The following is a 19135-nucleotide window of genomic DNA, read 5'->3' on the forward strand; positions in this document are numbered from 1 at the left end:
GCGTCAGGTCCGCGCTCGACCTAGATGACGGCTGCCGCGACCAGCAAGCCGAAGGCCACGATCGCCGCCGAGCTGCGCACGACATCGATCAAGGCCCACCGACGGATGACCGACTTCCAGTCGGCCGGTGGGTTACTCACATCCCACTTGAAGAAGCGGTCGTTGATCGGCACGGTTCCGGCGAAGACGACCACCAGGTAGATGGCGTAAACCGCGACCGCGGCGAACCTGAGTCCATACGCGGGACCGCTGCTGGTCACGACAAGGCAGACGACCGCCACCACCACGGATGGCAGCATGACTGCAGGCACGATCACTCGTACGATCCGAACGATCTCGTGTCGCGCTCGAAGGTGCACGTCATCAGGCATCGCGTTCAGCGCAGGATGAACTCCGTAACGTACGACCGCCTCGATACCCGCCAGAAGCCCGGCGAACATCAGCCCCAGGCCCACGAGAATGCTCACGCGCCGACCATAGCCGACAAGCCCAACACTCGCTGAGGCGTCGCGTCGCACCGCTTTCTGCGACCCAGTTTGCCCAGCGTTAATCCGCGGACGCAGCGCCTGGCTTCTCGAGCTGGATGCCGTCATCGCCAACGAACTCGGTGAGCTGGGCCTCGAGGCGATCGAGCGCTTCAGAGCCGATTCGATCGGCCCACTGGGCGCGAAGTTCGTCGAAGATCGCCTCGCCTGCCGTGGTCGCTTGATGTCCCCATTCGGTGACCCGGAGCGATCGCCGCCGGCGGTCGGTGGGGTCCTGGTCGACCACAACGTACCCACGTTCGACCAGGATCGTGATCGTCTTGGCCGCGGCCTGCTTGGTGACCGACAGAGCGCGGCCAAGCTCCGAGGCAGACGCCGCACCCCGTTCGATGGCGCTCATCGCGTAGTGCAGCGACGACCGCATGCTGCCGTAGCCCCAGTCCGCGAGTTCACGCTGGGCCGCATCCGCGAGCTTCCGGTAGCTGCTGAGCAGCAAGAGTGCGAGGTGGGGTCCGGCGCGGGTCATCCCCCCAGCGTACGGACTAGACATAGACAACCTCATTGTCTACAATCGACAACTATGTCGTCTAACTCCTCCACCCACCACTACGCATCGATCAACGGAGCCACCCTGCACTATCAAGCTGCCGGGACGCAGGGCTCCCCCATCCTGCTCGTGCACGGATTCCCCGAGACATCCCGAGCGTTCGACAGACTCATCCCGCACCTCGCGGAAACCCACCGTGTCTTCGCTGTCGATCTTCGCGGCTTTGGCGAGTCATCCCATGGCGAAGGCGAATACGGCAGCGCTGCGAGTGCGGAGGATCTCCACCGACTCATCGGGCACCTCGATGTCGGCCCGGTCCACATCTCTGCCCAGGACATCAGCGGCGGAGCGGTCTTCCGTCTCGCGGCAACCCATCCGGAGGATCTGCTCAGCCTCACGGGGATCGAGACCGGCATCGCGGGGTTCGGGTTTGAGCGGGTGGCCGGCGTCTGGTACATCCGGGTCTTGGTAACCCCCGGCGTCGCCGAGTGGCTTCTGGTCGACCGGGAGCGCGAGCTGCTCGACTGGATCTTCGGGGCGGTGACCGCCGACGTGACGTCGATCCCCGACGACGAGCTCGCGGAGTTCGTTCGCGCCTACTCGGTGCCGGGAGCCTGGCGCGGCCCTGCCGGGCTCTACGCTTCTGCTCTCTCGGAGGGTGAGGAGATGAAGGCCCTGGCGGCGGCGAAAACCCTGACTATGCCCGTACTCGCTGTCGGCACCGCGGGCGGTTCATTCACCGCCGACACACTCGATCAGGTGTCCGCGACTCCCGTCACCAGGGTGCAGATTGACGGGGTCGGTCACTACGTAGCACTGGAGGCGCCAGAGGCATTGGCCTCGGCGATGCTCACCTTCATCGAAGGCCTCTAGTTGCCCTGCCGTCCCCTTCGCGCGTCGAGCGCACATCGACAAGAGGCGCTCTCGGCGAAGTCATAGAAAAATAACGGATTGGTAACTAGACACCGTTACCTTTCCGTTATACATTCGAACCAGCGCCCACCGTTTGCTGTGGCGGAGGGTGCGGAATGTGATTGCAGGACACTCTTGGTGCAAGGGAGAGGGTCGGCCGCTCGCCTCTGCGGCCGACCCTCAATCACGTTAACGGCAGCCCTAGGCTGACCTCGTGGTTGCCCCCGCGATCGTCTGGTTTCGGGATGACCTTCGGCTCGGCGATCACCCCGCGCTGCGCGCGGCCCATCCCGCCGCGAGGCGCTCGAAGCGTTTTCCACACTCCGGCGCTAGAGGGGCGGGCGGCCGCCGATCAGCATGACCGCGCGGGCCGCGACGTTCATCGCCGAACGCAAAGCGGCCTCAGGGTCGCGGGAGGCCACCCAGTGGCTCAAGAAGCCGGCGGCCAGCGCGTCACCGGCACCTGTGGTGTCGATCAACTTCGCGACCGGTGGTGCCGGCACTTCGACGGGCGCCACCCCCGGGCGGAAGAGGGCCGCCCCGAGCGAACCGCTCGTGAGGATGACGATCGGGGCATGGCGGCTCAGTGCCGCACCGATCTTCATCGGATCGCTTTCACCCGTCAGCAGTCGCCCCTCGGCGAGGTTCGCGATCAGAATCTCGCTCCCGCTGATCTCTGCGAGGAATTGCCCTTCGCCGTGCTGGGCGAGATAGCCGGCCGACCCGGTCGTCACCGAAACAGGGATGCCGCGGGCTTGGGCGCGACGCATGATGTCGAGTGCCGCGCCTGATCCGCGATCCTTCACGATCGCGTACCCGCTCATGTGCACGACGGCAGCGCCGTCGAGTAGCTCGTCGGTGACCGTCGCGCCCGAGAGCGCCGCGTTGGCACCACGCTCCGTGAGCATGGTGCGCTCCTCACCCCGGACCAGGATGACGATGGTTCCAGTAGGCAGGCCCAGCTCGACCTGCAAATGCGGCGTCACCCCGCCGACCCGAAACAGTTCGGCGTGATTCTCGGCATCCGCGTTGCCGACGGAGCCCACAAAGTCGACCGGGGCGCCCAGGGAACCCAGCCACGCCGCCGTGTTCGCGGCCGAGCCACCCGGGCGCGGGCGCACCTGCGATTCGGTGTCGGTGTCGGGGATGATCTCGCCGCGCGGCACGACGACGACGTCGTTCATGATGTCGCCGACCACCAGAATGCGGTCGCGCACGTCGGCCATCTAACGATCCGCCGAGAGGGCCGACCACGCCTGCGCGATGTCAGCGGCGACTGTGACATTGTTGCGGGCCAGGTCGAGGTTGACCTCGAGGCTGCGGCCGCCCGACGCGGTAACGATGTACCCGAGCAGAAACGGGGTGACGGCTTTGCCGCGCACGCCCGCAGCATCGGCGGCAGCAAAGGCCTCTTCCAACACGCGGTCGTGCTGGTCGGGATCCCACTGCTCGGTGAGCGGCACCGGGTTAGCGACGACTATTCCTTGCCGCGCGCCGAGTTCGTCCCGCGCACGCATGATCGCGGCGATCTCCCCGGGGCTATCGACTGCCCAGTCGAGCTGGTACCCCGATTCACGCAGCCAGAACGCCGGGAACTCTCGGGTGCCGTAACCGACGACCGGGATGCTGAGCGTCTCGAGTCGCTCGAGAGTGGCGGAGATATCGAGCACACTCTTCACCCCGGCGCTGACGACCGTGACCGCGCTCTCGGCGATGGTCGGCAGATCGGCCGACTCGTCGAAGGTTGTCGTTGCGCCCCGGTGCACTCCGCCGAGCCCGCCAGTCGCCATCACTCGAATGCCGGCGAGAGCAGCGAGGCGAACCGTGGCCGCGACTGTCGTGGCTCCCGAACGCCCGAGGGCCGCCAGCACGGGCAGATCGCGCACGCTGGCCTTGGTGAGGTCCTCGTTGGCGATCCGACGGATGCCCTCGGCATCCAGACCGATGCGCGGCACTCCGTCGAGCACGGCGATCGTGGCCGGTACGACGCCGCGCTCGCGCAGGATCTCCTCGAACTCGACGGCGGCGGCGTGATTTGCGGGACGCGGCAATCCGTGCGAAATGATCGTCGACTCGAGCGCGACCACTGGGCGCCCGGCGGCAATGGCCGCGGCGACCTCGGTGGTGAGTAGCGGCGCGAACATCGGTTAACGGTACCGGCATCTCTGCTCGCCGCTCAGCGCCCGAGAGACCGAGTGTCGACCCGGCCGACGCGGTGACTCTCGGGGACTTCTAGCGGCTCGCGGATGCCTTCGCTGACGGCGCTTTTGCGGGTGCCTTCGCCGCTGACGCCTTCGCGGCGGGCGCCTTCGACACCGGTGCCTTCGCGGCCGGCGACTTCGCATCCGGGATGATCTTGCGCGGGTTGAGGTTGCCACCCGGGTCGGTCACCGCGAAGAGTCCCGACATGACGTGAACGCCTTCGGGCGAAATGTCCTGCTCAAGCCACGGGGCATGCTCGAGTCCGACACCGTGGTGGTGTGAGAGCGTGCCGCCGTTGTCGATGAACGACTGCTGAATCGCGCTCTTCACGACGTCGTACTCGGCGAGCATGTCCTTGCCGCCCACGAACGCGAAGGTGAAGTACAGGCAGGCACCCGAATGGTACGAGTGCGACAGGTGGCTCATGATCCAGCCCTTCCTGCCGATCTTCTCGTACGCAGCTTCGGCAGCCGCGTAGGCGCCGTCGTGAAGCTGGGTGAGCTTCGACCACGGGCCGGCCGTCTCCGAGACGTCGCCGGCCGCGCCTCGGTCGAGCAGGAAGTCGCGCAGGTACGGGGTGTCGAACTTCTTCTGGTCGTACAGCACGCCCGGTCCGGTGCCCACGCCCATGCCGTTGTGCTTCTTGACGATCTGATCGACGAGAGTTTTTTGGCGCTTCGCGTGAGAGACGCTGCCCTCGAAGCCGATGAATGAGAGGCAGATGTTTTCCAGGCCACCGGCTTGCTTCGCCCAGCCCTTGTTTTTCATCAGACCGGGCAGCACGGTGCCGGCGAGGAACTTGTCGAACCCCTTGCGGGCCTTGCTGGTCGCGAGCGAGAAACCGGTCTCGCGAGCGTCGGAGACCCGGGTGATCGACGGGGTCGCATCCGACTCCGAGATCTCTTGCATCGCGGCGAGACCGGCCTTCCAGTTCGGGAAGAAGTACGCGTAAACGTCACGTTTGGCGGGCTGACGGTGCACCTGGGCGGTGACCTCCGTGATGACGCCGAGCCGCCCTTCGCTGCCGAGCACCATCTCGCGGACGCTGGGGCCGCTGGAGGTTGAGGGCAGGGCGCGAATGACCATGGTTCCGCCGGGACGCGCGACGCGCATCCCGCGGGCGATCTCAGAGATGTCGCCGTACTTGTCGCTCTGCATCCCGGAGGAACGCGTTGCGACCCAGCCGCCGATTGAGGAGTGCGTGAAGGAGTCGGGGAAGTGCCCGATCGTCCAGCCCTTGGCGTTGAGCTGCGCCTCGAGGTCTGGCCCCAGCGAGCCGGCCTGGATACGGGCGATGCCCGACTCTTCGTCGATGCTGAGCACCTTGTTGAGGCGACCCAGGTCGAGCGACACAACGATGCGCGACTCGTCCGCCCGCGGCTCGAGAGAACCAGCGATATTGCTCCCCCCACCGAACGGGATGAGCACCGCATCCGCCGCAACAACCGCGTCGACGACTTTCTGAACCTCAGCCTCGTCATCGACATAGACGACGAGGTCGGGGAGGCGTTCGATCTTGTTGGCGCGGATGCGAACGAGGTCGCGCAGGCTCTTGCCGTAGGTGTGCACGACGCGTTCCATGTCATCCGACGTGACATCGTCTTCACCGACGATGCCGGCCAGCGCGGCCGAGAACTTCGCGGTGGTTCGGCTCTTAGGAATCTTCACGTCGGCGAAAGAAGGCTCCGGCACGGGCTTGGCGGTGTGCAGGTCGAGTCCGACGGCCTGCAGCACGAACGGGGCAAAGTCCGGTTTGTCTTCCCAGTGGAATCCGACACCGTCGAAGCCCCAACCCCACCACTTCATGTGGCTGACCTTCTTGTTGTCGGCGTCGGTCATGATTTCTTTCCTTCTTCGTTCGCGAGGCGCTCGGGTGAAACGTAGTCGTCGCCCAAGATCTTGGGTGAATATTCGGCGAGCATTCGCTCGATTTCGGCCTTGATGCGAGCCATGAACGCGGTGGGCACTTCGCCGTCGCGAGCGTACATCGGCTCGCCATAGACCACGCCGACCCGAAGGCGACCGGGTTTGGGCCATTTCGAACCGCGGGGATGCGCGCGACCTGCGCCCACGAGCGCGACCGGAAGGCAGGGCACCCCGGTCGCCGCCGCGAGCGCCGCGCCACCGGGCTTGAAATGTCCTCGCTTGCGGTAGTCCTTGGCCCGAGTTCCTTCGGGGAACACCAGGAGCGGCACGCCCTTCTGAAGCAGAACCTTCGCGCTCACGCCGCGCGGGTTGACACCGCTGCGGTCGACGGGGAAGGCGTTAAAGAAGAGGCCGGTCAGGCCGCGCCGCCACCAGACATCGAAGAAGTAGTCGGCTGCCGCGCCGGCTGCGAGGTAGCGCGACATCCGCATCGGGAGGGAGCCCATGATGAGGGGCGCATCGAGGTGGCTGGAGTGGTTGGCGACGATGATGAATGATTTGCCGACGCCTTTGACTTTCTTGACGCCGTGCACCTCGACCTTGACCGTCGACCAGGCGACGGGGACCAGCAGTCCGCGTTGAGCAACGAAGCGCGCCGCAGCTCTCGCCTTGGATGTGAACCGCTTGGCCTTCTCGGACATAGCCTTCGTCTTCTCCGCGCGGTCGTCGTCGCTCACTCCGTCACGGTACTACTGCGACCCGAAGATATGGCACGGGAGATTGAGCGAACAGCCGACCTCGGGAGATGCCGGGCGAACCAGATGAGCACCCTGTACCGAACACTCGGTATGGAGATCACCTTGCCGCGGTCGGCATCCTTCAGTGCGGATTTCACCAAAGGATCGGCATCGAGCCACATCCAGCTCGGGATGCCGCCCTTTGATATGCCTGCGCGGGAATGGAACTCCGTGTGCACCCAGCCCGGGCACAGTGCGGTCACCGTCACCCCGCTGCCGTGCAACTCGTTGGACAGTCCCTCGCTGAAGTTGGTCACCCACGCCTTGATCGACGAGTACCCGCTCGACATCGTGATGAAGCCCGCTGTGCTCGAGACATTGATGATGCGGCCGTGACCGCGGAGGCGCATCGATCGGGCCGCCGCCGCCGCAAGGACGCGCACCGAACGCACCATCACTTCCATCGCGTAGTCCTGGTCGGTCTGGTCTTCGTCCGACATTCTCGAATGCATGCCGAATCCGGCATTGTTCACGAGGATGTCGACGGGCTTGTCGGTGGCCGAGAGACGGGCGACGACCTTGTCAACGTCTTTTCGGTTGGCGAGGTCGGCGGGGAGCACCTCGACCTCACGACCCATGCCCCGAAGTTCATGCGCCATCTCTTCAAGACGGTCCTTGTTGCGCGCGACGAGGACGATGTCGTCCCCCCGCGCAGCGAGTTGCCGGGCGAAGGTGGCGCCGATGCCCGACGTCCCTCCCGTGACCAGAGCGATACCCATGTCCCTTACGATACGTGGAGGGGAATCACCATCCCCACACGGGACGTGCCACCCCCGTACCGAAGGGCCTGACTTCCGATGACGTTCGACGTACGCGAGTTTGCTCGCACCGCACGCGGCAGCCACCGCTCCGAATTAAATCTGGATGCGATCGCCGCCGCGGGCATCACGATCGACGCTGCACGCCTGCTGCGTACGCTGCGCGACCTCGAGCGCTCGACCATGCAACGCATGCGCAATCTGCTGGTCACCGCAACCCACAAAGACGCTCGGGTCACGGCCTTTCTGACCACCTGGGCGTTCGAGAAGTTCTGGATCGCCGACGCCCTCGATGCCGTGCTTGAGGCGACCGGTCACCCGGCCGAGGCCGACGCCGGAGCCGATGGCGCCATCCGCCATACTCTCGCCGAACGAGCCGACCGTCGCGGCCCCATTGCCCGCGCGATCGCCGGCAACATCGCGGGTGCGCAGCTCGTCGCGGCACACGTCACCGTCGGGCTGGTCGACGAGTGGATCACCTCCGCCGCGTTCCGCCGCCTCGAAGACATGGCCATCGGCCTCACCCCGGTTGTCGACCGGATCATCGCCATCAAGGACCGTCACATCAACTTCCTCGCGGAGGACGCGGAGCGCCGCCTCGCCGACTCCGAGCGGGCGCGCAAACTCACCGCCAAAGAGCTGCGGCGCACCGCGTGGCCGGTCGGCGCTAACGAGCGCTCGGGCGACGACCGCACCTTCTTCGAGAAGACCGTCTTCGGCGACGAGCGCGGTCGCGCGGAGGCTTCACGCATCGGGGAACTGGTGGGAGCGCTGCCCGGCATGGCTGCCCTCGGACCGGTCGTCTCTGCGAGACTCGTCCCGTGACGCCGAAGAAGGCCACGACCGATCTCGGAACCGCCAAAGTCTTTCTGACCGGCGCAACCGGGTTCGTGGGCCAAGCCGTGCTCGAGCGGCTCCTCAACGACCACCCCGGCACGACGATCTCGATCCTGGTGCGCATCAAGGGTGGGGCCGGAGCTGAGGATCGCGTCCGCAGCCTGCTCAAGAAGCCCGTCTTCGAGGCCTGGCGAACGAAGGTCGGCGAAAAGGGCATCGAGGACGCGGTCAAGAACCGTATCTCCGTCGTCGAAGGCGGGCTCGGCTCGGGCCTGAAGCTGCCTCGCGATCTTGACCTCGTCATCCACAGCGCTGCGAGCGTCTCGTTCGACGATCCGATCAACGAGTCGTTCGAAGCCAACATCGGTGGCCCGGTGAACCTCTATGAGACGCTCCGCGCCGACGGCGGCGACCCTCGGGTCGTGCACGTCTCGACCTGTTACGTCCAGGGGCTGCGCAAGGGCGTCGCCCCCGAAGCAAGCCTCAAGCACAACGTCGACTGGCGGGCCGAGTACGCCTCGTCGTTCGCCGCACACCAGCGCATCGAAGATGAGTCGCGCGAACCCCATCGGCTGCGGTCCTTCATGGAGCGGGCTCAGACCGAGCACGGCAAAGAGGGTCCGCAGGCGGTCGCGAAATGGAGCGAGCTCGCCCGCGTCGCGTGGGTCAGAAGCGAACTGGTGGATGCCGGCCGCACTCGCGCGCAGAGCCTGGGCTGGACCGACGTCTACACCCTCTCCAAAGCCTTCTCGGAGCGTGCCGCCGAAGAGCTGTGGGGCGTCGACCACCGCCTGTCGATCGTGCGCCCGGCGATCATCGAAAGTGCCCTCAAGCATCCCTACCCGGGCTGGATCGACGGCTTCAAAGTCGCCGACCCGCTGATCATGGCCTACGGCCGCGGGCAGCTCCCCGAGTTTCCCGGACTGCCTGACAGCATCCTCGACCTCATCCCGGTCGACTACGTCGTCAACGCGATCCTCGCCGCCGCAGCCAACCCGGCCGAGACGGGTAAGCCCGAGTACTACCACGTGGCCTCGGGCGCCTCGAACCCGGTGCCGTTCCACCAGATGTACGAAAACGTGCACTCCTATTTCGTCAAGAATCCGCTGACCGACAAAAACGGCAAGCCGATTGTTGCGCCGGAGTGGAAGTTTCCCGGTGGCGACAAGGTCGAGCGCGGCATCAATCGCCTCGAGCGCCGGGTGCGCACCGCCGAGCGCACGCTGCGCATCCTTCCCAAGACGAAAGGGTCGCGATCGGCCCTCGCCCGGATGCAGAAGGGTGTCGCCGACCTCGGCACGCTGCGCACCTTCCTCGAGCTGTACCGCGTCTACGTGCAGACCGAGCTGATCTTCGACGACTCCAACCTGCGCGCCCTCCACGATGCCCTCCCAGCGAAAGAGAAGGCCGACAAGGGCTTCGACATCACCGCGATCGACTGGGACGACTACCTCCAGAACGTGCACTTCCCCGCGATCACGAAATTGACGAAGGCGTTCTCGCGCGCCCGTCAGGCCGAACGCGCCGCCGCCCTGCCGACCCGGTCCGCCGAATTGCCGCCGCGCGGCGATGTGCTCGCCGTGTTCGACATGGAGGGAACGGTCGTCGACTCGAACATCGTTCAGCAGTACCTCTGGGTGCGCTCCGCCGGGTTCCGCAAGGCGGCTTGGCCCGGTGAGGTGCTCCGCATTCTCGGCTCGGTGCCCGGCTACCTGCGGGCCGAACGTCGCAACCGTGGGGAGTTCATCCGCGACTTCCTGCGCCGCTACGCGGGGATGCCGGTCGCACGCCTCGAGAAGATCGTCGCGGGCGGCTACGGCGACACCATGCGCCGTCACACGACGCATGAGGCGCTCGAGCAGATTCGCCTCCACAAGGAGGCAGGCCACCGCACCGTGCTCGTCTCGGGGTCGATCGGGCTCCTCGCCAAGCCGTTCGAGAACCTCTTCGACGATGTCGTCGCGACCACGATGCACGAGCGCAACGGTGTGCTGACCGGTTACCTCACCAAGCCGCCGATCGTCGACGAAACACGCGCAGCCTGGCTCACCCGGTATGCCGCCGAGCACCACGCCGACCTGTCTGCCTCCTACGGATACGGCGACAGTCACGCCGACCTGGGGTGGCTCGAAATGCTGGGGCACCCGACCGCGGTCAATCCCGATCCCCAGTTGGCCGCTGAGGCGAAGCGCCGCAATTGGCCGATGCATCATTGGAAGAGAAGCCTTCGTTCACCAGACCGTGCTTCAATGGTGGCCAATCCGGTAGCCGCTTCGGCTCCGAAACCCTCTGACCCGAAAAACTCGTCCGAGTAGGAGGCGAACCCATGGCATTCGACATCGACCGCTACACCGCTAACTCCGAGCCGGTGACCTGGACCGACCTGGATATGGACGAGTTCGACCGCAACCCGCTGCCGCCGGAGACGCTCCGCGTGCTGCGGTACATGTGCGACGTCGAGTACCACACGGTCTGCTACCTCCGCGATCTGCTCACCACGCCATCCCACAAGGAGCCCGAAGTCGGCTCGTTCATGACGATGTGGAACCGCGAAGAGTTCTGGCACGGCGAGGCTCTCGCCGCCGTGCTCGGCAAGCACGGCATCACCGTCGACTTCGACGAGCTCAAGGCGAGCCGCCTCAAGCTCGGCTGGAAAGACCGCCTCGACCCGATCAAGCAGTCCCTGATGGGCGGGCTCGTCGGCAACGACTTCGTCGCCGTGCACATGTCGTGGGGGGCCGCCAACGAGTGGTCAGCCAACGCCGCCTACCTGCGCATGGCTCGGCAAGAGAACCACCCTGTGCTCGCGGAGTTGCTCAAGCGCATCGCGGCCCAAGAGACCAAGCACGTCGCCTTCTACGCCTCTCAGGCCCGCGACCGCCTCGAGAAGAGCAAAAAGGCCCAGGTCATCGCCCGCTTCGCGCTGAAGAAGTTCTGGGCACCGGTCGGCACCAGCATCTCCACCGACGCCGAGGTCACCCACGTGATGGGCCACCTCTTCGCCGGATCCGAGGGTCGCAAGCTGATCCGCAGTATCGACTCGCACATCGCCAAGCTCCCCGGCATGGAAGGCCTCACCATCGTGGAGAACGCGCTCGACAAGCGCGGCATCTCGGGCGAAGGCGAAGGAACCCCGGATGCCGTGCTGCTCGAGGAGCTCGTCGAGGCGTAGGTCTCATCCCGGTGACAGCATTCAGGCCGACCTTGTGCTCGCTCAGCGGATGACGGGGGCGCCCGAGGTGCCGCGTCGCGTCGCGCGGTTTTGGCCGTTCATCTCCGCCGCCCTAGCCCTCGTCCTCACCGGTGCGCTCGCGGCGGTCATCTTCTATCGCGAGAACGACAAGCCGTTCGGCTTCGAGCTGGAGTGGATGGGCGAGATCGTCGAGCACCGCGCTCCGTTCTGGACGGTTCCAGCCCTCGTCTTCAACGCGATCGGCGGTGGCCTGATCGGAATCCTGGTGGTCCCGCTCGCGGTATTGGCGCTCCTCCTGCTCTGGCGGCGGCCGTGGTCGGCGTTGTTCTTCTTCCTCGCGGTCATACTCAGTGCCGCAGTCGTCCAAGGAGTCAAGGTTCTCGTCGGAAGACCGCGACCGCTCGACATCCTGGTCACCCCCGACTTCGGTTCGTTTCCGTCAGGCCACAGTGCAAACGCGGCGGTGATCGCAACGGTGATCGGAATCATCCTGACGCGCCGATGGGTCTGGATCGTCGGCGCGACGTACACCGCCGCGATGATGCTCAGCCGCACCTATCTGGGCGCCCACTGGATCTCAGACACGATCGGCGGGGTCCTGATCGGAGCCGGGGTCGCGATCATCGTCTGGGCACCACTTGCCGCCCGCGTCGATGCGGAGCGCCGTAGGGCCGCCCTGCCTGTCTGGGTTCGCCGCCCACCCCCGGCCGCGACCTAGGGTCGAACCCGTGGAGGACTGGATCCCGACCGCGATCGCGCTGGTCGTGCTCGTGGCGATCGGGACAGCGGCGCTGACGCTCGGCCGCATCCGATCGCCGTGGATGTTCGCGGCCGCAATGGCGCGTGCCGTTGTGCAGCTCGCGGCCCTGAGCCTCGTGCTGACCGGCATCATCCAGAGCCCGCTGTGGGTCGGCGTCGGGCTCGGCGTGATGTTCATCGCAGCGGTCGGCACGGCGGCGGGACGCAGCCGGGCGGGATGGCGAGGGTTGCCCCGCCTTGCCGCGGCGATGGTCGCTGGCCCGCTGCTGGTCGGGGTGATCGCTTTCGGATTCGGCGCGATCGAGTTCTCGCCGCGCTACGTGCTGGCGCTCGGCGGAATCGTGATCGGCAACACGATGACGATCGCGGTGCTCAGCGGACGGGTCTTCCGCGGCACGGTTCTCGACCATTGGGACGAGGTGGAAGGCTGGCTCGCCCTTGGCGCGACCCCCCGAGTCTCGACCGCGCTCCTGGCTCGGCAGGCGATCGCGACGTCGCTATTGCCCTCCGTCGATCAGACCCGAACGACTGGAATCGTCGTGCTGCCCGGGGCGTTCATCGGCGCGGTGTTCGCGGGAGCCTCCCCGCTTGAGGCCGGCCGGTTTCAGCTGATCGTGCTCGCCGCCATCCTCGCCGCCGGAGCGATCACCGCAACACTTCTGGTGGCGGTGTTCACCACGGTGACGCAGCGACCGCGTGCGCTCTAGTCTTTCGGATCGGTCGACAGCGGCTTGACCGTCTCGCGGTCGGAGATCCCCTGCCCGGTGAGGCTGTTCTCGATGTCTTCACTCTGGCCAGAGTCGACGACGTCGTACGTCTGCGCCGAATCGCCCGACTGGCTACCACTCGCGTTGCTTCCCATGCCTCGACAGTACGCGCCCACCCTGAGTACCCGTGCGCCTGAGACGGCGATACTGAACGTGTGGGTCTCTTACGGTTGCCGCGACTTCGTCGTCGCGTCGACGTCGGCACTTACGAGGCACCCGATCGGGTCGCGCCGCCTCCGCTGAACGAGATGATCGACGAAGGCGTGCTGATCGCCGGTGCCGCCATCCGGATGGCGGTCAAGAACAAGGGAATTCTGCGCACCCTGCGGGATCGCTCCGACTACGACGGCGCCTGGTACGACCAGCGGGTGCGCAAGGAACTGCGTCGCCTCGCCGACGAGAAGGCTCAGGATGCCGAGCGCGTCACCCACGAAATCGGTAGCGCGCGCGGTCGGTCGGGCAAGGGTGAACACGCCTCGGACTTCCGCAGCATCGACGTCTCGCGACTCGAACGCCGCCGCCTGTTGCTCACGGGGCTCGACGCCCGGTTCCGAGAACTCGCCGAGGATGCCGACTACGTTCACACCCTCGCGACCGCCAGCCGAGAGATGGCGTCGAGCGAGATCTCGGATTCGGTGAAGGCAGCCGCCTTGCGCGAGCGCGGACCTGTCGATCGACTCACCGACGACGAACGTGAGACACAACTGCGCCGACTGAAGGATGATCTCGCCAACCTGTTGCCGTAGCGACGGTTTCGAGCAGCAGAGGTCAGTGGATGAGCACCTTCAGCGCGTCGTGTTCAGCCGCGTTCCCGAACACCTCATACGCCTCAACCACCTGGTCGAAGGTGAACTCGTGGGTCACAAACTTCTCGGCTGGCAACTTGTGCTCGGCGACCAGCTTCAGCAGCATCCCGAGGGTGTTCGTGTTCACCAGCCCCGTGGAAATGTCGATGTTCTTGATCCACAGTTCGTTGAGGGCAAGTTCCACCGACTTGCCGTGCACGCCGACATTCGCCACGTGGCCACCGGGGCGCACGATCTGCGTCGCCATCGTGAAAGTCAACGGGATGCCGACCGCTTCGATCGCGACATCGACGCCGAGACCGTCGGTGAGTGCGAGAACCTGCTCTTTCCAATCGGAGTCGCCTGAGTTGACCGTGTCGGTGGCGCCGAAGTCCTTTCCGCGGGCGAGGCGGGCGGCATCCAAATCGACAGCGATGACCTTCGACGGACCGTAGAGCCGCGCCGTCATGACGGCGGAGAGCCCAACCGGACCTGCCCCGATGACGGCAACGACATCCCCGGGCTGAACGTGTCCGTACTGAACGCCGATCTCGAACCCGGTCGGCAGGATGTCGGAGAGCAGGATGCCTTCGGCATCAGTCAGCCCCGGCGGCACCTTGTAGACCGAGTTCTCGGCGAAAGGAACACGAACGTACTCAGCCTGCGTGCCGTCGATCATGTAGCCGAAGATCCAGCCGATGCCGGCAATCCCCTCGGGGTCGAGGCAGTGACTGTAGAGGCCCTTGCGGCAGTTCGAGCACTTTCCGCACGAGCTCACGCAGGCCAAAATGACGCGGTCGCCGACGGCCAACTGGGTGACGCCCGAGCCGACCTCGGTGATGACTCCGATGCCCTCATGGCCGAGGATGCGTCCCACCGCGACCTCGGGCACGTCGCCCTTGAGGATGTGCAGGTCCGTACCGCAGATGGTCGTCGCGACCATCTTCACGATGACGTCGGTGGGCCGTTGGAGGACGGGGTCGGGAACGTCCTGCCAGCTCTTTTTTCCCGGACCTTGGTAGACGAGCGCTTTCATGGGTTGACCTCTCCAGCGCCCCGGAAAGGCCGGTGGCGGCAGGGTCGACGTTAGGCCCGAGCAGAGGTTGCGCACGCCTGTCGGTGCGAACTGCCAGGAATGGGCTACGCGACGAGCGGCTGGCGAAGCCAGAAACGACCCAACAGGCGTGGCCACAATCAAGACTTGACCAGGGGTTTTCTTGGTGCGCCTGGAGGGATTCGAACCCCCAACCTTCTGATCCGTAGTCAGATGCTCTATCCGTTGAGCTACAGGCGCGTGGTCAGCGACGACAACCTCACGAGTGTATCAGCGCAAAAAGCCCTCTGACGCGAGCCGAATCAGAAGTCGTCGGGGCCCAACTCGCGACGCTGCGGGTCACAGCCGGACCCGGCGCCCCCTGAACACCTCGTTGCCGTGGATGACATCGACGGCGATGCCCGAATGCGCTCGGCATCAGACACCGTCTGCACCGACGAGAGCTCACGCGAGGTACGAGGAAATCGCGGCCGATCAGGCCTTTTCGGAGCCGGCCGATCAGGCCTTTTGGAAGCGGAGACGAAGGGATTTGAACCCTTGGAACCCTTGCGGGTTCTCCACCTTAGCAGGGTGGTGCACTCGACCGGACTATGCGACGTCTCCCGGAACTGCCCTCACGATCATAGCCGCGCGCGGTGCGCGACCCGACCGATTCAGTTGTGAACGGAGCAGGTGTAGGTCGCCGCGTTCTGGCCTTTGAGGCCGGGGATGACAGTGGTCTCCGTCGCGGGCTCCGCGGATGCGGTCGGGTCGGGAGTCGGGCTGCCGGTTGGCGCCGGGGCATTGGGGTCGAGTGCCGACCCTCCGTGGGCCCCTTCGAGCGCGTTGGCGTCGAGGCCGATCGGCTGGTCGGCTTTGATCGCTGCAAACAGCGCATTCGCCACCGACTTGACCGGCTCTACCTTGCCGGTGAAGATGCCGTCGCCCCCGGTCTTGCCCGGATACTGCACCATCACGATGTTTTCGAGCGGGATGTTCTTCAGAACCAGGGCAATCGAGACGAGGGTGTCAGGGCGGGCGAAGTTCGCCGACAACTGGATGTTCTGCGTAGCCGCCAGAGCGATCGAATACAGCTTGCCGAGATCGGTCAGCGTTCCATCGCTCTTGAGCTTGCGCACCAACGATGACAAGAAGACCTGCTGCGATCCGATGCGTCCGAGGTCGCTTCCGTCGCCCACTCCGTGACGGCTCCGCAGGAATGCCAGCGCATCAAACCCCTGAAGCGTCCACGTTCCAGCGCTCGGGAGGTCGATCCCGCTGTACGGGTCGACCACCGGTCCGTCGATGCAGACGTCAACGCCGCCGATCGCGTCCGACATCGCGATCACGCCCTTAAAGGTGATCAGGCCAGCGAACTGGATGTCGAGACCGGTCAGGTTCTGAACTGTCAGCACCGCGCAGGGGAGTCCGCCGTAGTAGAGCGCCGTATTGATGGGCTCGCCGGTCGCCGGGCCGCCGTGCTCGCATCGCGGCAACGGCACCACCGTGTCGCGAGGGATGCTGACCAAGACTGCGCTCTTCTGGTCAGCCGCGACATGCAGAAGCATGTTGACGTCGTTCAGCACGGCTGTCTCTTTGCCTCCGATCCCGTCTTGACCGTCGCGGGTATCACTCCCGATCAGGAGGATGTTGAAGCCGCCCTCGTATTCCCCAATCGGCGGCGGCGGCCCATGCTGATCGGCATCAATCGCGACCACATCGATGTTGTTCTGCAGCTGCCAGACGGTGATTGCCGCCACAGAGCTGCCCGCGACAAGAACCACAGCGAGCGCCCCGCCGACGAAGGCCAGCACGGCCTTCCAGGCTGCGGAGCGCTTCAGCCGACCGTGCCGGGCTACAGGAGCCGCGCCAGCAACCTGGATGTCGCCACCGCTGCGCTTGCTCAACTCGCTCATGGCAACACCCCTGTCTCGATACGTCGCACAACGCGAATGGCGGAGGGCGTGGGATTCGAACCCACGAGACATTTCTGCCCACCAGTTTTCAAGACTGGCTCCATCGGCCGCTCGGACAGCCCTCCCTGACAGATCCGAATCCTGATCGTAACGGAAGGATCCGGTTCAACCCTGGAAGTGCCGTGAAAGAACGTCGGCGAGACCATCATCGACATCCGTGCCGGTGACCTCGGAAGCAACCGCGATGACTTCGGGCGGCGCCTGCCCCATCGCGACGGCTACCCCGCCGCCGGCGACCGTCCACTCGAGCATGTCGATGTCGTTGCGGCCGTCGCCCGCCGTGAACACTCGGGATGCCGGGATGCCGAGTGCGGCACGAACGCGTTCGAGACCGGTGGCCTTGTTGACGCCATCCGGCGCGATGTCGAGCCACGCCGTCCATCCGACGTTGTAGGTGACTCGGTGGAGCCCCATCTGTTCGACGACCGCGAGGAAGTCGTCGATCGCGTGACCGGGCGAGATGACGACGACGCGAGTCGCCGCGACCCCGAGCAGTTCATCGAACTCAACCTTGCGGCGCGCGACCGCGAGCGCGCCTTCCGGAAAGGAACCGGTGTAACGGAAGATGCCCTCGGCATCCTCGACGGCGAAGCTCGCCTGCTCGAGATGTCCGTGAATCGTCGTGAGCACCTCGCTCGGGTCGAAGGTCTCGACGTGCGCCCGCGTGTAGCCGAGGGGGGCGTCAGGGTCTCGCCGCACCACGACGGCCCCGTTGGCGCAGACGAGGTATTCGGGAGTGATCTGCAGCTGGTCCACGACGGGCAGAGTCATTGACACCGAGCGACCTGTCGAAAGCATGACTTCGTGGCCGAGCTCCTGCACCCGCGCGATCTCGGAGCGCACGCGGTCGCTCAACGTGCCGTCTTCTAACAGCACGGTGCCGTCGATGTCGAGAGCTACGAGCCAACGTTCGCGCGAAGAGCCGGTCATACCGGACGCAGCACGTCGAGCCCGAGGAACGGCCGCAGCGGCTCCGGCACGACGACCGAGCCGTCCTTCTGCTGGTGCGTCTCGAGCAGAGCAACGATCCACCGAGTGGTCGCGAGGGTGCCGTTGAGGGTCGCGACGGGAGCCGTTTTGCCTTCCGGGGTGCGGTAGCGGATGTCGAGCCGACGCGCCTGGTAGGTCGTGCAATTGGATGTCGAGGTGAGTTCTCGGTATGCGCCCTGCGTCGGCACCCAGGCTTCGACGTCGAACTTGCGTGCGGCGCTCGAGCCGAGGTCGCCGGCGGCGATGTCGATCACGCGGTACGATAACCCGAGGGACTGCAACATCCCTTCCTGCAACTCAAGGAGACGCTCGTGTTCGGCTTCGGCATCCGCCGGGTCGATGTAGGTGAACATTTCGAGTTTCTGAAACTGGTGCACGCGGATGATGCCGCGAGTGTCTTTGCCACCCGAACCCGCCTCGCGGCGGTAGCAGGTCGAGATGCCGGCGTAGCGCAGCGGACCGTTGGAAACGTCGACGATTTCGTCTTTGTGGTACCCGGCGAGCGCGACCTCGCTCGTGCCGGTCAGGTACAGGTCGTCGCGTTCGAGGTAGTAGATCTCGTCGGAGTGTGCTCCGAGAAAGCCGGTACCCGCCATGATCTCGGGCCGCACCAGCGTCGGGGTGATGAGCGGAATGAAGCCGGCGTCGAGCGCTCGCTGCAGCCCCATCTGGATGAGCGCGAACTCCAGGCGCGCCCCGACGCCTTTGAGAAAGTAGAACCGCGACCCTGACACCTTCGCGCCACGTTCCATGTCGATCGCGTCGAGAAGTTCGCCGAGCTCGAGGTGGTCGCGCGGTTCGAAGTCGAAGGTCGCCTTCGCACCGACCTCACGGAGGGTGACGAAGTCGTCTTCCCCCCCGGCCGGGATGCCGTCGATGATGACGTTCTGGATGGCGCCGACGACCGTCGCGAATTCGGCTTCGGCATCCGCTACCGCGCCTTGAGCTGACTTGACCTGTGCGGCGAGATCCTGCGCCTGCGCGACGAGAGCGGCCTTCTCATCCTTCGCGGCGGCGGCCACGGTCTTGCCGAACGCGTTCTGCTCGGCCCGGATGGTCTCGAAGGCGCCGATCGCCGCACGCCGTGTGAGATCCGCCGCAATCGCCTGGTCGACGGTGGCCGGCGAGACACCCCGCGCCTCCTGCGAACGGCGGACGACGTCGGGATGGTCGCGCAGCAGGTGCGGATCGATCACGGTCCCCAGTCTATTGACGCGTTCGCACCCCG

At 65.7% G+C, this 19135-nt stretch carries 19 protein-coding genes and 3 tRNA genes; 7 read left to right on the top strand and 15 right to left on the bottom strand.

The features are described 5' to 3' along the window. Positions 1–20 precede the first annotated feature (20 nt). Entirely contained in the window at positions 21–467 is a 447-nt protein-coding gene (locus tag ABIR17_RS03625; RefSeq protein WP_348002998.1) for a DUF1772 domain-containing protein, read from the bottom strand. Positions 468–546: 79 nt separating this feature from the next. Beyond that, positions 547–1011: a MarR family transcriptional regulator gene (locus ABIR17_RS03630; protein WP_348002999.1), complete on the bottom strand. Its 465-nt coding sequence runs from the start codon at positions 1009–1011 to the stop codon at positions 547–549. A gap of 54 nt (positions 1012–1065) precedes the next feature. Here ABIR17_RS03630 and ABIR17_RS03635 point away from each other — a divergent pair, with 54 nt between their 5' ends. After that, on the top strand, positions 1066–1905 hold the full coding sequence (locus ABIR17_RS03635) for an alpha/beta hydrolase (RefSeq protein WP_348003000.1): 840 nt from the start codon (positions 1066–1068) through the stop codon (positions 1903–1905). A gap of 368 nt (positions 1906–2273) precedes the next feature. On the opposite strand, the gene ABIR17_RS03640 is transcribed toward ABIR17_RS03635, so the two are convergent. The 5 genes from ABIR17_RS03640 to ABIR17_RS03660 all read right to left on the bottom strand — a co-directional run bounded on the left by ABIR17_RS03640 (position 2274) and on the right by ABIR17_RS03660 (position 7528). Further along, complete coding sequence (locus ABIR17_RS03640) at positions 2274–3170, bottom strand: PfkB family carbohydrate kinase (protein ID WP_348003001.1); 897 nt, start codon at positions 3168–3170, stop codon at positions 2274–2276. Beyond that, on the bottom strand, positions 3171–4088 hold the full coding sequence (locus ABIR17_RS03645; RefSeq protein WP_348003002.1) for a pseudouridine-5'-phosphate glycosidase: 918 nt from the start codon (positions 4086–4088) through the stop codon (positions 3171–3173). It abuts the gene before it with no gap. Positions 4089–4176: 88 nt separating this feature from the next. Then, positions 4177–5985 (bottom strand): FAD-binding oxidoreductase, encoded by a 1809-nt coding sequence (locus tag ABIR17_RS03650; protein WP_348003003.1) that lies wholly within the window; start codon positions 5983–5985, stop codon positions 4177–4179. Beyond that, positions 5982–6749: a lysophospholipid acyltransferase family protein gene (locus ABIR17_RS03655; RefSeq protein ID WP_348003004.1), complete on the bottom strand. Its 768-nt coding sequence runs from the start codon at positions 6747–6749 to the stop codon at positions 5982–5984. The genes ABIR17_RS03650 and ABIR17_RS03655 overlap by 4 nt, the downstream gene beginning before the upstream one ends. Beyond that, positions 6746–7528, bottom strand: a complete 783-nt coding sequence (locus ABIR17_RS03660) for an SDR family oxidoreductase (protein WP_348003005.1) — start codon at positions 7526–7528, stop codon at positions 6746–6748. The genes ABIR17_RS03655 and ABIR17_RS03660 overlap by 4 nt, the downstream gene beginning before the upstream one ends. Positions 7529–7606: 78 nt before the next feature. Between ABIR17_RS03660 and ABIR17_RS03665 the strand changes: the two genes are divergently transcribed. The 5 genes from ABIR17_RS03665 to ABIR17_RS03685 are packed head-to-tail and all read left to right on the top strand — an operon-like array spanning position 7607 to position 13063. Further along, positions 7607–8392, top strand: coding sequence for a hypothetical protein (locus ABIR17_RS03665; RefSeq protein WP_348003006.1), 786 nt, complete (start codon positions 7607–7609; stop codon positions 8390–8392). Beyond that, complete coding sequence (locus tag ABIR17_RS03670; RefSeq protein WP_348003007.1) at positions 8389–10719, top strand: SDR family oxidoreductase; 2331 nt, start codon at positions 8389–8391, stop codon at positions 10717–10719. Before ABIR17_RS03665 ends, ABIR17_RS03670 begins: the two co-directional genes overlap by 4 nt. 11 nt (positions 10720–10730) lie before the next feature. Continuing rightward, positions 10731–11576: a ferritin-like domain-containing protein gene (locus tag ABIR17_RS03675; RefSeq protein WP_348003008.1), complete on the top strand. Its 846-nt coding sequence runs from the start codon at positions 10731–10733 to the stop codon at positions 11574–11576. A 49-nt stretch (positions 11577–11625) separates the two neighbouring features. Beyond that, positions 11626–12315 carry a phosphatase PAP2 family protein gene (locus ABIR17_RS03680; protein WP_348003009.1) on the top strand — a complete coding sequence of 230 codons (690 nt, stop codon included), beginning with the start codon at positions 11626–11628 and terminating at the stop codon, positions 12313–12315. A 10-nt stretch (positions 12316–12325) separates the two neighbouring features. Then, positions 12326–13063 (top strand): ABC transporter permease, encoded by a 738-nt coding sequence (locus ABIR17_RS03685; protein WP_348003010.1) that lies wholly within the window; start codon positions 12326–12328, stop codon positions 13061–13063. Here ABIR17_RS03685 and ABIR17_RS03690 read toward each other — a convergent pair. Then, positions 13060–13218, bottom strand: a complete 159-nt coding sequence (locus ABIR17_RS03690; protein WP_348003011.1) for a hypothetical protein — start codon at positions 13216–13218, stop codon at positions 13060–13062. The two genes, ABIR17_RS03685 and ABIR17_RS03690, sit on opposite strands and share 4 nt — an antisense overlap. Before the next feature lie 60 nt (positions 13219–13278). Here ABIR17_RS03690 and ABIR17_RS03695 point away from each other — a divergent pair, with 60 nt between their 5' ends. Further along, positions 13279–13869, top strand: a complete 591-nt coding sequence (locus ABIR17_RS03695; RefSeq protein ID WP_348003012.1) for a hypothetical protein — start codon at positions 13279–13281, stop codon at positions 13867–13869. Positions 13870–13891: 22 nt separating this feature from the next. Here ABIR17_RS03695 and ABIR17_RS03700 read toward each other — a convergent pair whose 3' ends face one another. The 7 genes from ABIR17_RS03700 to serS all read right to left on the bottom strand — a co-directional run bounded on the left by ABIR17_RS03700 (position 13892) and on the right by serS (position 19103). Then, on the bottom strand, positions 13892–14944 hold the full coding sequence (locus ABIR17_RS03700) for a zinc-dependent alcohol dehydrogenase family protein (RefSeq protein ID WP_348003013.1): 1053 nt from the start codon (positions 14942–14944) through the stop codon (positions 13892–13894). 182 nt (positions 14945–15126) lie between these two features. Continuing rightward, a tRNA-Arg gene (locus tag ABIR17_RS03705) sits at positions 15127–15202 on the bottom strand. Positions 15203–15476: 274 nt separating this feature from the next. Then, a tRNA-Ser gene (locus tag ABIR17_RS03710) sits at positions 15477–15565 on the bottom strand. Between the two features lie 50 nt (positions 15566–15615). Continuing rightward, positions 15616–16857, bottom strand: a complete 1242-nt coding sequence (locus ABIR17_RS03715; RefSeq protein WP_348003014.1) for an LCP family protein — start codon at positions 16855–16857, stop codon at positions 15616–15618. Between the two features lie 37 nt (positions 16858–16894). Beyond that, positions 16895–16982, bottom strand: a tRNA-Ser gene (locus tag ABIR17_RS03720). Positions 16983–17022: 40 nt separating this feature from the next. Then, on the bottom strand, positions 17023–17847 hold the full coding sequence (locus ABIR17_RS03725; protein WP_348003015.1) for an HAD family hydrolase: 825 nt from the start codon (positions 17845–17847) through the stop codon (positions 17023–17025). After that, a complete protein-coding gene (serS, locus tag ABIR17_RS03730) occupies positions 17844–19103 on the bottom strand; it encodes a serine--tRNA ligase (protein ID WP_348003016.1) in 1260 nt (419 codons plus the stop codon). Before serS ends, ABIR17_RS03725 begins: the two co-directional genes overlap by 4 nt. Between the last annotated feature and the right edge of the window lie 32 nt (positions 19104–19135).

Origin of the sequence: Pseudolysinimonas sp., assembly GCF_039912695.1 — a bacterium.
GTDB lineage: Bacteria > Actinomycetota > Actinomycetes > Actinomycetales > Microbacteriaceae > Pseudolysinimonas_A.